This is a genomic window from Streptomyces hazeniae, from assembly GCF_031845485.1.
Classification (GTDB): domain Bacteria; phylum Actinomycetota; class Actinomycetes; order Streptomycetales; family Streptomycetaceae; genus Streptomyces; species Streptomyces hazeniae.
Map to the genome: position 1 here is coordinate 141,242 of NZ_JAVREQ010000003.1, position 12,912 is coordinate 154,153.

The 12,912-nt window shown below is 73.0% G+C and carries 10 protein-coding genes; 5 read left to right on the plus strand and 5 right to left on the minus strand.

What is annotated here, in order from left to right:
• Positions 1–138: 138 nt before the first annotated feature.
• The 4 genes from RM572_RS05840 (at position 139) to RM572_RS05855 (ending at position 6,035) form a co-directional block, all read left to right on the plus strand.
• Positions 139–975, plus strand: a complete 837-nt coding sequence (locus RM572_RS05840; protein ID WP_311672203.1) for a hypothetical protein — start codon at positions 139–141, stop codon at positions 973–975.
• A 558-nt stretch (positions 976–1,533) separates the two neighbouring features.
• A complete protein-coding gene (locus tag RM572_RS05845; protein WP_311672204.1) occupies positions 1,534–1,647 on the plus strand; it encodes a class III lanthipeptide in 114 nt (37 codons plus the stop codon).
• A gap of 96 nt (positions 1,648–1,743) precedes the next feature.
• Entirely contained in the window at positions 1,744–4,437 is a 2,694-nt protein-coding gene (gene lanKC, locus RM572_RS05850) for a class III lanthionine synthetase LanKC (RefSeq protein ID WP_311672205.1), read from the plus strand.
• On the plus strand, positions 4,434–6,035 hold the full coding sequence (locus tag RM572_RS05855; RefSeq protein WP_311672206.1) for an ABC transporter ATP-binding protein: 1,602 nt from the start codon (positions 4,434–4,436) through the stop codon (positions 6,033–6,035). The genes lanKC and RM572_RS05855 overlap by 4 nt, the downstream gene beginning before the upstream one ends.
• 91 nt (positions 6,036–6,126) lie before the next feature.
• Here RM572_RS05855 and RM572_RS05860 read toward each other — a convergent pair whose 3' ends face one another.
• The 3 genes from RM572_RS05860 to RM572_RS05870 all read right to left on the minus strand — a co-directional run bounded on the left by RM572_RS05860 (position 6,127) and on the right by RM572_RS05870 (position 11,245).
• Positions 6,127–9,165 carry a helix-turn-helix transcriptional regulator gene (locus tag RM572_RS05860; protein ID WP_311672207.1) on the minus strand — a complete coding sequence of 1,013 codons (3,039 nt, stop codon included), beginning with the start codon at positions 9,163–9,165 and terminating at the stop codon, positions 6,127–6,129.
• 245 nt (positions 9,166–9,410) lie between these two features.
• A complete protein-coding gene (locus tag RM572_RS05865; protein WP_311672208.1) occupies positions 9,411–10,055 on the minus strand; it encodes a response regulator transcription factor in 645 nt (214 codons plus the stop codon).
• Complete coding sequence (locus RM572_RS05870; protein ID WP_311672209.1) at positions 10,043–11,245, minus strand: sensor histidine kinase; 1,203 nt, start codon at positions 11,243–11,245, stop codon at positions 10,043–10,045. Before RM572_RS05870 ends, RM572_RS05865 begins: the two co-directional genes overlap by 13 nt.
• A 232-nt stretch (positions 11,246–11,477) precedes the next feature.
• On the opposite strand from RM572_RS05870, the gene RM572_RS05875 reads away from it, so the two are divergent.
• Entirely contained in the window at positions 11,478–11,714 is a 237-nt protein-coding gene (locus tag RM572_RS05875) for a class III lanthipeptide (protein ID WP_311672210.1), read from the plus strand.
• A 71-nt stretch (positions 11,715–11,785) separates the two neighbouring features.
• Here RM572_RS05875 and RM572_RS05880 read toward each other — a convergent pair whose 3' ends face one another.
• Together RM572_RS05880 and RM572_RS05885 are read right to left on the minus strand one after the other, a co-directional pair.
• Positions 11,786–12,478 (minus strand): DUF4232 domain-containing protein, encoded by a 693-nt coding sequence (locus RM572_RS05880; protein ID WP_311672211.1) that lies wholly within the window; start codon positions 12,476–12,478, stop codon positions 11,786–11,788.
• Positions 12,460–12,897 carry a DUF2397 family protein gene (locus RM572_RS05885; protein ID WP_311672304.1) on the minus strand — a complete coding sequence of 146 codons (438 nt, stop codon included), beginning with the start codon at positions 12,895–12,897 and terminating at the stop codon, positions 12,460–12,462. Before RM572_RS05885 ends, RM572_RS05880 begins: the two co-directional genes overlap by 19 nt.
• Positions 12,898–12,912: the final 15 nt, after the last annotated feature.

Consider the following 12,912-nt stretch of genomic DNA (forward strand, 5'->3'; position numbering starts at 1 on the left):
CGGCCCGGCGAGCGAACGGCCGACGCCTTCTTCCGCTGCGTGATCCACTCGTGCAAGGGTCCTCCCACGGGGAGGCCGACCACCCGTCGGCCGAGGGCGGCACGTACCGACCGCCGGAAGATGAGGGAGAACACAAGCATGGAAGCGCTCAGCAGGAGGCGTGCCCTGGCCCTGGGGGGCGGCGCAGCACTCGGTGCCGCCGGAGTCGTCGCCGCAACCGGCAAGGCCCGGGCGGCCACCGACTGGACACGCCTCGTGGTCGTCACCGCGAACATCGGCCGCAACAATCTGGCCCGCCGGGCGGAGGCCGTCCGCGCCGTCCGGCACGCCGTCACCATCAACGGCAATCTGGCCAAGCCGCTGGTGGGCTGGCAGGAGATCGGCGAGGGCGACGACGACGGCGTGGAGCCACGCGCGATCAACCAGCACTTCGGCAGCAGCTTCCGGAACATCTTCGAGTACGACGACGTGGCGCACCGGGTGCCGATGTCGATCCCCCGGGACTACGACATCGTGGACCGTCGGGTCACCCGGGTCCACGGCGGCAAGGCGGGCGTGTCACCGCACCGCGTCGTCACCGAGGCCGTGCTGGCCCGGGTCGACGATCCGCAGACGAGGTTCGTGTTCGTCAACACCCACTACGTGGCCGGGGCCTGGAACGGCAAGGACGACCCCCACGAAGGGTGGCGGGACGACATGTGGGGGCGTCACTTCCGGGCCCACCGCGACGACGTCATCGGTCACTGGCGCTCACGTGGCTTCCCCGTCGTCTGGACCGGCGACGTGAACCGCTCCCCGATGCCGCTGCTGCTCCCGAACCACGAGAAGCGCGCCTTCCCGGGCGGCATCGACCAGATCGGCTGGGTGCCCGGCACCAACGGCACCCAGATCCGGCTTCAGCGGACCAAGACCGTCCCGATGCACGTGGACTCCCACGACGCCCGCGTCGCCATCCTGCAGATCCGTCGCGCCTGAGCCGTCCCCTACGGCCGGCGGGGGCCCACCCCGCCGGCCTCAGCCGGAGGCCGTGACGGGAGCCGCGCAGGCGGACCCACGGCTCGGCGTCCCGGGCCCGGAAGCGCTGCGCCTCGGTGAACCCCAGCTGCGCCGCGAGGCGCATCGAGCCGACGTCGGCGGTCCCCTTGGCGCGTGCCGCCGGCTCACCCGGAAGGACGCCGTCGAACCCGTCGGGTGCCGCTGCGTAGGCCTCGGCGGCATGCCCCCGTCCCCACGCGCGCCGCAGGAACTGGTGGCCGAGGTCGACCTTCGCCCACGGCGGCGGGGCGAAGGTGCACAGGGAGGCCGTCTTCGCCGCTTTCTCTCCCTGCGACGTCCCGGTGGGCCTCCCCCGCATTCCGGGTCTGCCCCGCCCTGCCGTCCGCCTACCGGCGGGTGTTCGACGGAAGGGCGGTGCGGAATATGGGGGGTGATCTCCCATGTGCGGGTGCGGTCCAGGTCGTTGACTCGTGCTCGGCCGCACTTCCGTCCGGTCACAGCAGCGCGCTTGGCGCACCCAACCGAGGAGATGAACTGATGAGCGTTCTGAAGCTCCAGAACCTGCAGCCGCGGACCACCAGCAACCACGCGGCCGGCCCCGTGAGCGTGTCGAGCAGCCACAGCACCTGCTGCATCCACGACCCGAAGTGATCTGACGGCGTCCGGGCCGGCCGCATCGCGGCCCGCCCGGACGCCGCTTTTTCCCTCCGCCGCTGCGGCGGCCACCCGGACCACACAGAGGTCGACATGCGCAACGAACGCTGGGTCAACAGATTCCTCTTCGCCTGGAACGACACGCTCTTCTTCGACCCGCTCGAGTCGCACTACGAGCCGCGGAAGGACCACTTCCTGACCACGCTGGACGACCGTGTGCGGGCGCGGTTCCTCCGGCACGGCATCTGGTGGAGTCACCGGCTCAACCCCTCTCTTCCCGATCAGGGCTGGAAGATCCACGTTTCCGCGAACCACCGCAACGTACGCGAGGTCGCCGCGTCGGCCCTCGCGTACCTGACGGCGCACGAGGTCGACTTCAAGATCGCTCTGGATCTCAACATCTTCGAGATGCTCAGTTCCAAGGCCATGTCCCGCGGCAGCGGTGGCAAGTTCATCACCGTCTACCCCCGGGACGTCGACGAGTTCCGGAAGGTGCTGTCCGACCTCGACGGCATCCTGGAGGGCGCCGAGGGCCCGTACGTGCTCTCCGACATGCGGTACCGGGACAACAAGGCGCTCTACTTCCGCTACGGCCAGCTCCTTCCCACCGACTCCGTCGATGCGCTCGGCCGGCGGATGCCGCACATCGTCTCGCCGGACGGACCCGTCGCCGACGACCGCCGCCCCGTCTACTCCCAGCCCTGGTGGGAGCCCTGGCCGTTCGACGACTGGAAACCCGCGGACGAGACCGAGGACGAGGAGCTGCTGGACGGCCGCTTCCGGGTCACCGGCGCGCTCCAGTTCTCCAACAGCGGTGGCGTGTACACGGCCGAGGACACCGCGCACGGCGACCGGCAGGTGGTCCTCAAGGAGGCCCGCCCCCACACGAACGTCAATCCGCGCCGCGACCACGACGCCGTGGACATCCTCGCCCGCGAGTGGACCTTCCTGAACCGGCTCTCCGACGTCGGCTCCTACCCGGCGCCCATCGCCACGTTCCGCCACTGGGAGCACGCCTACATCGCCGAGGAGTTCGTCGACGGCTCCGACATCCGTTCCGTCCTCCTCGAGCACAACCCATTGGCCCGGCCGGGCTTCGACATCGAGAAGTCCCGGCACTTCCTGCGGATGTACCTGACCGTCTTCCGCGGACTGGCCCGTGCCATCCACGCCGCGCACGAACGCGGCGTGATCCTGGGCGACTTCACCGCCGCCAACCTGCTCATCGACCCGGACACCTACGAGGTGACCATCGTCGACCTGGAGGCCTGCCGGCTCTCCGAAACCGGGGCGGGCGGCGAGGAAGGCGAGGAGGAACTGGAGAAGCCCGTCGAGCTGTTCACCCCGGGATTCAGCCTCTCCCGCAGCCTGTTCGAGAAGCACGGCACCGAGGGCGACCTGTTCGGGCTGGCCACCACCATGGCGTACTTCGTCTTCCCGATCGCGGCCATGTCCCACCTGCGCACCGACGTCCTGGACGCCTACCGGATCTTCACCGACAAGCTCTGCTGGCCGGCCCGCATCCACGAGCTGATCACCGGCCTGGCGGCGGCGCGCATCGGTCTCCCCGAGATCGTCGAGGAGCTGGCGGACCAGGAGAGCCTGCTCGCCCAGGTACGTGCCGCACCACCGCGGAAGCCCGTGGTCACCGGCGACCCGGGACTGCTGGACGCCGAGAGGGGCGTCGCCGCCTTCGTGGAGGCCGTCGCCGACCCCACCCTGCCCACCCTCTTCCCCGTCGACCCGTTCGCCCACATCAGCAATCCGCTGAGCCTCGGTTTCGGCGCGAGCGGGGTGCTGTGGGCGCTGCACGCCTCCGGTGTGCCGATACGGCCCGAGTGGCGCGGCTGGCTCGACGACAGGCTCTCGGACCTCGACGTGTCCGGGTACCCGGACGGCCTCATGAGCGGCCTGTCCGGCATCGCCTGGGCCGCCGACTCGCTCGGTCTGAAGGCGCACGCCCGAGAGCTGCTCGCCCAGGCCAACGCCCGGGCCTCGGAGGGGGACGACTACACCTTCTACTACGGCCTCGCCGGCCTGGGCATGACGAACCTGCGCTTCTTCCTGCGCAGCCGCGACCCCCGCGATCTCGCCGCCGCCCGGAAAAGCGCCGACGCGCTGCAGGCCACCGTCCGTCGCGAGGGCGACCACGCCTACTGGCTCAACGACTTCACGAAGGACGACCCTTTCACCGGTCTCGGTTTCGGCCAGGCCGGAGTGGCGATGTTCCTGCTGCGGATGCACCAGGTGACCGGCGAGGAACGCTGGCTGAAGCTCGGACGGGCCGCACTTGCCTGGGAGATGGCCCACGTCAAGCCCCTCGAGGACGGCCTGGTCATGTTCGAGCACGAGGGCACCCTGGAGCCCTACGTCGAAGTGGGTTCGGCGGGCGTGGCGCAGGTGCTGCTGCGCTACGGCGACACCGACGCCGCACGGACGATTCTGCGGGGGCTGGACATCAGGCAGTCGGTACTGGCCGGATACACCTTCGGGCTCAGCGGCGTCGCCGACGCCCTGCTCGACGCGGCAGAGGCCACCGGCGACACGACGTACCGGGACACCGCCCTGCGGCAGCTCGACTTCGTCCGGCAGGTGTTCCTCTTCGAGCCCGCCGAGCGCTTCGCGCTCCCGCGTCCCGAAGGAGTGACCCTCCTGGGCGTTCCGGGCGAGGGCCTGCTGCGCTGCGCCTGCGACTACTCGACGGGCTCAGCGGGCGTGCTCCGCGCCCTCCACCGCGCCAATCACGGCGGCGGCGGCGACTTCCTGCTGGACGAGGTGGCCTCGTGAACGAGCTGTGGTACACGCTGCGGGGGCATCGGACCCGCTTCGTCCTGGTCGGGCTCGCCGAGACGGCGATGAGCGGGCTGGAGGCCCTGCTGCATCCGCTCATGCTCAAGGCGCTCTTCGACCAGGCCATCGTGGCCGGCGACTTCCGGCGCTTCCTGCTCCTCGGCTGCGGCTACCTGGCCCTGGGACTCACCCTCAACATCGGCGGCTACTGGGCCTCCTCGTGGCGCAAGCACTGCGAGAACGCGTTCATGCTGGTGCTGCAGACGGAGCTGCTGGAGCGGGCCCTCGCCCTCGACGGGCGCACGATGTCGGAGAAGGGCAGCGCGTCCTACGTCAGCCGCATCCACAACGACGCCCACGAGGGCGTCCTTCCGGCGATCGACGTCTGCATCCGCATCGCGAAACAGGCCGTCGCGTCCGTGGTGTTCATCGGAGTGCTGCTGTACCTGTCCTGGCAGGCCAGCCTCATCCTGCTGATCATCGTGCCGCCGCTGGTGCTCGTCAGCAACCGTCTCGCCAAGAAGATCGAGACCAACACCGACCCCGAGCGGGAGGCGGAGGCCGGGTACATCGAGAAGCTGACCCGGACACTCCAGTCCTTCCATGCCCTCCGCGGCCTGGTCATGCTCCAGCCCCGGACCCGCGCGGTGAACCGACAGGCACTCCGCGGTTTCCTCGGCCTCACCTTCGTCAACTACCGGCTGGCGCTGAAGCAGCGGACCCTCAGCGACCTGGTGATGAACCTGTCCGACACCGCTTCGATGATCATCGGCGCGTTCTTCGTCTTCTCCGGCAGGATGACGTTCGGCAGCTTCCTCGCCTTCGTCAACTCGCTGTGGCGGGCGGTCACCGGCATCTTCGACCTCATCAACATGATCCCGCAGACCCGCCGGAGTGCCGCCGTGCTGAAGCGCATCGAGTCGCTGCGCGCGTCCCGGCCCGTCCCCTACCACGAGGACGGCGCCCTGGTCGTGGTCGGCGGGGCGCGGATCGGCTTCGGCGACGGGGCGGAGGTCTCGGTCGCCGATTTCACGCTGGCCCCCGGCGAACGCGTGCTGCTCCGCGGCCCCAACGGCTGCGGGAAGACCACGCTCCTGCACCTCATCGCCGGAACGCTCGCCCCGGACACCGGGACGGTGACCCTGCCGCGCCGGGTGGCGAGCCTGACCGCCCCCGTGAACCTGCCGCCCCTCCCCGTGCGGGACCTCGTCGCCGACGAGCAGCTCCGGGCCGCGATGGGCCTGGAGGCCCTCGCCGGTCAACTGCCCTCGGAGCTGTCGTCCGGCCAGCGGCAACGGGTGGGGATCGCCGCCCTGCTGTGCGAGGAGGCCGACCTCTACCTCGCCGACGAGCCGTTCGCCAACCTGGACGAGGAGAGCAGGGAACTCGTCCTGCGGACGCTGCTGGAACGGACGGCGGGAGCCGGCCTGCTGGTCGTGCACCACGGGGACGATGACCTCGACGACCGGTTCGACCGGGTGGCGAACCTGGCGGCACCCGCCCCTGCGGGAAACGGCGGAGAGGCCCGGCCCGAGACTGCGGGCCGGGACTCGGGGATGCCGGTCGGCGCTCCGGGCGCGAGCCCCGTGGGCTGAGCGAGGGCCGGCGCGGCGAGACCGCCGCGCCGGCCCGGCCCCTCCCTCCCCGGAGGGGTCCTGCTCACGGCGCGACCCGGAGGGGTCCTGCTCACGGCGCGGAACGCCGCGCTCCCCATGAGGACCCCGGTCCCGGGAAGCAGGACCCGCCGTACCCGGAGGACCCATCGGCCCCGCCGGCCCCGGCGAACCCGCCGGGCAGCTCGCGGGCGGCCGCGGCGAAGGCTCCCCGGTCCGGGTGGCCGGTCTTCTGCAGGAGGCTGGACACGTGCTTCTCGACCGTGCGCAGGGAGATGCACAGCCGGGCGGCGATGTCCTTGTTGCGGATCCGGTCCGCGAGCAGCCGCGCCACCTCGAACTCCCGGGCCGTGATCCCGTACCGGCGCAGCGCCGGGGGCACGCTCCCGGTGCCCGAACGCCGCTGCCGGACCGGCGCGCCCAAGCCCCGCAGCAGCACCCGGCAGGCACCGGCGACCGCGGAGACGCCCGCACCGTGGAAGTAGTCCTCCGCCTCCCGCAGCCAGTCCACGGGCGCGCCCCAACCGTGGTCGTACGCCGACTGCGCGACGAGGCGCCGGCACAGGGCGCGGGCCACGGGATGCGGCGCGGCCGCCTCCAGGGCGTCGGCCGCGGCGGCGGTCGCCTCGCCCGCCCGGCCCTCACGGCCCAGCAGCACGGCGTGCGCCATGCCCGCGAACTGCCGGTTCCAGCGCGTGCCGGCGGCGCTGACGGCCACCACGCTCGCATGGTGCGGCCACGCCATGCGCCCGGACAGCACCCCCAGCAGCAGGACGATGCCGTACCGGCCGAAGTCGCCGCTCGACGGGTTCTCCGCGTCGTACACGAGCGCGTGCGCGAACTCGCGTTCGGCGACGTCGTGTCGCTCCTCCAGCAGCGCGCAGAAGGCGCGCGCCAGCCCGTACGACCTCGGCAGCGCTCCCGGCGCCGCGTCGACGAGCGGGGCGAGGGCCTCCAGCGCCTCCTCCATGTCGTCCCGTCGGCCCTGGTGGGCGTGGCGCACCGCCTCCGCCAGCCACAGTTCGGCCAGGGACCGCCCCAGCCGCAGCCGCGTCGCATCGGCGATCCGCTCACGGATCCGGCCTCCGGCCGACTCGAAGTCGCCGCGCTGGATCTGTTCGAGGGCCAGGAGGAGGTCGGCCTCGTGGACGAGCGGCACGACACCGGTGTGCAGCGCCTCCTGCCGGGCCCCCTCGAGTCGGGTGAGGTCTCCGTCGACGCGTGAGGTGATCGCGGCCAGACCCACTTCGGCCTCCGCCGCGAGGGCGGGAATCCGGTGCGTGTGAGCGAGCACGCGCGCCCGTGCGAGGTGTCCGGCCGCGGCCTCCCCGTCCCGTTGCAGGAGCACGCGCGCCAGCACCAGGCGTGCCCGCCCGGCCAGTTCCGGGAGGTCGGCGCGCCCGGCCGCCGCGAGGCCGCGGCGTGCGAACTCCGCTGCGGTGCGCATCCGTTCGGGGGCGCGTCTGCTCAGTTCCACCTGCGCGGCCGTCACGTCCACGAGGGCGGCGCAGGCGTCGGAGGGCGCGTCCCCGAGCAGCAAGCGGGCGATGTCCAGGTGCCGCAGCGCCTCCGACGGCCGTCCCGCAAGGTCCGCGACGCCGGCCAGCCGCGCGTGGAGCCCGGCCCTGCGCAGGGCCGGCACACCCAGGCCGTCCGGGCAGGTGGGGCCGGTCGCCGACGCGGGGAGCCGGTCCAGCCTGCCGGAGCGGGCGACGGCGTCGAGCAGGAGTTCCAGCACGTCCGCGCGCTCTTCGGGCGTGCTTGCGTCGTCGGCGAGTTCCTGTGCCCGGGCGAGCAGGTCAACGGCCCGGTCCAGCACGCCCTCGGACAGCGCCCGCCTCCCCGCCTCGCCGTACAGGCGGACGGCCTCGGCCGCGTCACCCGCGCGTTCGTGCAGTGCGGCGGCGTGCCCGCACCACGCCCCGGGCAGTGCCGGGTACAGGTCGGCGAGGGCGCGGACCGCGCGGCGCGCGTACCCGGCCCGTTCGCCGGGCCCGACGCCGCCGAGCACCGCCCCCGCCACCAGCGGGTAACGAAAGGCGTACCACGGGGCTCCCCCTGCGCCCGGCGGTGCGAGCAGCGCGGCGGCGACGCCCTCGTGCAGGAGCGCGGACAGTTCGGCGTGCGTGCAGCCGAGCGCATGCTGCACCACCGCCACCGGGAAGCGCCCACCGAACACCGCCCCGGTACGCATCAGTTCCACACCCACCGGGCCGATCCCCTCCATCCGGCGGCGAACGCTCTCCACCACGGCTGCGGGCACTGCCGGCGCCCCGGCGCCGGAAGCTCCGCGGGAGTGGTCGTGCAGCCACTCCCGCACCACGAACGGCAGGCCGCCGCAGTCCGTCGCCGCCCGGTCGACGACGTCCGGGTCGGCCTCCTCCGGGCTGACCCCCTGTTCGGCCGCGACGAGAAGCCGCACCTCCGCACGGTCCAGGGGGCGCAGGTCGAGGGTCGTGGCCGTGCCGCGCTGACGCGCCCGGAAGGCCAGGCCCGCCGCGGCACACACCTGACGCCCGACGGTGAGCAGGAGGACGACGGGCTCCCGTTCGACGTGCTCCAGCAGGTACTCCACGGTCGCCAGCGTCGCCGGGTCGGCCTCGTGCAGGTCCTCCAGCACGAGCAGGCAGCCCCGGCCCCGGCCGACCAGGGCGAGGAGCCGCAGCACGGCCTCGGCGACCATGAGCGACGAAGACGCCGCGGCACCCGGAACCCGTGCGTCGGGCAGCAGCCGGGCGAGCGCCGGCGCGTACGGCCCCAGGGCCTCGCGGCCGGGCAGCAGCCCGGCCCGGCCCAGCGACAGCAGCGCCTCCACCAGCGGCTGGTACGGGGCCTGCCGGCACGCGGCGTTCGCGTCGAGCACGCGCGCCCGGCCCCGCACCGCGACCATATGCGCCTCCGCTGCGACGTCGACGGCTTCGGCAGCGAGCCGCGTCGTGCCCACACCGGGGTCACCGGTGACGAAGACGGCCCCGCCGCTGCCCTGCCGTGCCGCAGCCAGTGCGCTCTCGATCTGTTCCCGCTCCGCCACCCGACCGACGAGGGGCACGCGCCCCCTGCGAGGAGCGGGATGGCCGGCGGTGGCAGCGCTGCCGAGGTGGGGAGTCGTCATCTGCCTCTCCTGACACAGGGACGCACGAGGGCCGGGCGAGCCGTCCCGTACGGTCCGGCTCCGGGTGCCCGCTCAGGCGGCGCACCGGATCGTGCCCGGGACGTCGTCCGGTCGCGGAAGGCGGCGGTCGGCGCCGGACCGCAGGTTCGGGGAGTTCCCGTCCGGCGCCGCCGACGGGCACGACGATAGGAACGCGCTCCCCCTGTCTCCAGCCGTCTGTTTGGGGGGCTTGCGCGGGGAGCCGGCTACGCCTCGAGGCCGTCCTCGCGGACCCGCCGGGCCAGATCGATCTTCGTGTAGGCGGGGCGCCCGGCCTGCCGGTACTTCGCCTTGACCCGGTCCAGGTAGTCCTTCGCCGTGTGCGCGGTGATGCCCGCGCGCCGCGCGGTGGCCTTGAGCGTCATGCCCGAGGCGTAGTCGAGGAGGACCTGCCGCTCCCGGGGCGAGAGCCGGGGGCGGCCTGGGCCGTCGTCGTGGGCGCAGGCGAAGGCGAGCTCCGGGGAGTGGACGCTGCGGCCCGCGGCGACGTCCTCGATCGCGGAGACCAGCGTCGGCAGATCGTTGTCCTTGGTCAGGTAGCCGTCGGCGCCCGCCCGGACCGACTCGACGATCCGGCGGCCGTCCGGGACGGTGCTGATCACCAGCACCCGGCTCCCGGCGCCCACCAGCCGGCGGATGTTGTCGGACGGGTCCGAGTCGTCCCGCAGCATCAGGTCGAGGAGGACGACGTCCGGCGCCGGGCGTACCGGGCCCTGCGCACCGAGGAGTTCCGCCACCGTCGCGGCGGTCGCCACCAGCCGCAGTCCGGGCACACCGGCCAGCCAGGACCGCATGCCGTCGAGCAGCATCCGGTCGTCGTCGACCACGGCGACCGAGATCAGCGCGGCCACCGCAGCTCCACCCGCACGCCCTCGCCGGGTGCGGTGTCCACGGTCGCGCTGCCGTCCACCTCGGCCATGCGAGCGCAGACCGAACCGCGCAGACCCATACCGGGCGCGTACTGCTCGGGGTCGAAGCCGGGCCCGCGGTCGACCACGGTGACGACCACCTCCCCGCCTCCTTGCCCGCCTTCCGCGCCCTCCGTGCTTCCGGCCGCCGTGAGATAGGCGTGACCGGTGCCGGCGTGGCGCCGCACGTTGTTCAGCGCCTCCCGCACCGCGTCACCGAGCGCCGCGGCCACCTCGTGCGGCACGTCCGGGAGACGGTGGTAACGCGCCGTCACCCGCAGCCCGAGGCTCTCCGCGCAGCCGACCGCCTCCTCCAGGGCCGCACCGATGCGACGTTCGGGCACCTCGTCCGCGGTCTGCTCGATCAGCCTGCGCAGGTACGCGGCCTCGCGCCCGCACCGCTCGCGCACCTGGGCGGCGTTGGCGTCGATGCCACCGGCGGCGAGGGTGGTGAGCGTGGCGAGCACGGTGTCGTGCAGCTTCCGGTGGTGCTCCAGCCGTTCGGCATAGCGCGCCTTGTGCGCCTCGGCGGCCAGCGCACGCGCGTTGGCGTCGTCGAGCAACTGCCCCTGCCGACGCAGGTACCACCAGAAGACCCAGGCCATCACGGCGGACGAAAGCAGCGAGTTGACGTGCCCGACGTGGACCGCTGGCCCGGCCCCCACCATCTGGTAGCCGACGAGGTGGGTCACCACCAGGAGCAGCACCGCGGCCGGGACGTGCAGGCGTTCGAAGGCGATGGCCGCCGTGGCGCTCGCGGAACCGCCCAGCAGCATCGCCCATCCGATGGTGGAGGGCTCCGGCACTCCGCCCCCCGCCCACAGGACGAACGGCAGCGCGCAGCCGACGACGAGAACGTCCACCCAGACATGCCACCGGCGGAACCAGCCGTGCCGCAGCGCCGTCCCGTAGCTCAGCGCACTCAGCCCCAGCGCCACGGCGAGCATGGCGCTGTGCAGCGGACGGTCCCGCTGGTACTTGGTGACGGCCACGACTCCGGCCGTCAGGTGGCTCGCCCGGTACAGCAGGGTGGCCAGGATCATGAACGACTGGGCGCGCTGCAGCCCCGACCTGGCCTCCGGCTTCCCACCCGGTATGCGTAAGCGCAGGATCGGCACGAAGCCCACTGCCACGACACGCCCCCTCCCCGTGGTGGCGCCCGCCGGCCCGTCTGCCGCCCTGCGCAGGCCGGGGCGCGTCCACAAGCGTCGCTGTCCCCGCACATTCTGCCCGCCGCCGATGCATACGCCAGGCCGCGCCCGCACCCGCCATACCACCGGGGCTGCACGCGGATCACCAGTCTCCCGCCGGCACCACCGCAGCCTCCACCACTCTTCCGCCGGGCGGAGCACCGGAGGTATCCGGGTGGCGTTCACCCATGCCCCGGCGGCACGCGAGCAGTTGGGTGAGCCCATCGAGGGAAACGAGCGCCCGCTCCGGATCCCCGCCGGGCGCGGTTTCCCGGAATCCGAGGGGGAGGTGATCCGTGTGAACGTCCTCAGACTGCAGAACCTGCAGCCGCGTACGACGACCCATACCGCCGGCGTCGTGAGCGTGACCAGCAGCTTCAGCGACTGCTGCAACCGGCCCGTAGAGAAGTGACCGTCTCCGTGCGGGGCCCGCAGGTGCCCCGCACGGATCCGCCCCGGTCGAGGCCCTGCCGCCGCCCGGCGTCAGGAGGAGGCGCTCAGCGCACCGACGGTGAAGGTGTCCCCGCACACCCGGACGGCATCCGTACGGAGCGTCAGGGCGTCCAGCGAATCCGGCGGATAGACCTTGAGCAGATCCGGGCGCTTCCAGCATCCGGCCTCGGCGACACCCTTGTTGACGGTGTGCAGCGTGGCCTGGGCAGCCTGCCCCGGCTCGAGCTCGACGACCGTGCCCTGCTCTCCCTCACGATCCGCCGGCTCGCCGATCTCCCCACCGTCCCGCTGGATCAGCGAGACGCCGGGAAACCCCCGGAGCTCACAGGCCCCTTCGCCGACGTTGGTCAGCTTCAGGTCGTAGTAGACGTTCCCGGCCGCGGCGTCGGCCTGCGCCACCGCGGGCTTCAGATCCTTCGCGGCACACCGGACGAGCCCGTCCGCGCCGGCGCCCGTCCCGTCGAGAGCGCCGCCGCCTCCGGCGGCAGCCGCACCGTCCTCGCCCTTCCCGGACCCTCCGGGCGGCGACTCCGTGCCCCTCCCGCCTCCTTCACCCGCCGAAACGGAGGATGCGGAGGTATCGGCACCCGCGTCGTCCGTGCCGCACGCGGTCACGCTCCAGGCCAGGGCCGCCACCACCCCGAGGGTCACCGAGGCCCGTCCGAACCCGCTCCGGCGAACCGTTCGGCGCCGGCCGTCTCCTGTCATCGCGTCACCGTCCATACCGCCATCCGTTCCCGCCCATCCCGCCGGCACGCATGGAGTGGAGACGGCTTCGGGGACAGCCGGCACCGCGCCTCGGTCGCCTCACCGGCGCGGGTGAGCTGGTAGATGAACCGCTTGCGGCAGAAGTTCTCGACCGCCGTCACCCGCGAGGTGTCCGGGTCGGCCCGCAAGTTCCCCCAACCGACCAGGGCGTCCAGCGCCTTCATCACCGCCTCGGGGTCCGTCGGCCGGCTGCCGGCCGCCATCCCGGCGTGCACGTCCCTCCGGCCGCAGATGCACCTCGAACCGCTCCTTGGCAGCGAGGAACGTGCGCGCATCGCCGCCCGGTGGAGGACGGCGTTCGGCTCGGTCAGGTGCGCGAAAGGCGCGTGGTCAGCGGGGCGGGCCGGAACTGCGGCGTCCGGCCCGCCGGGCAGCCGGAGACGACTGAA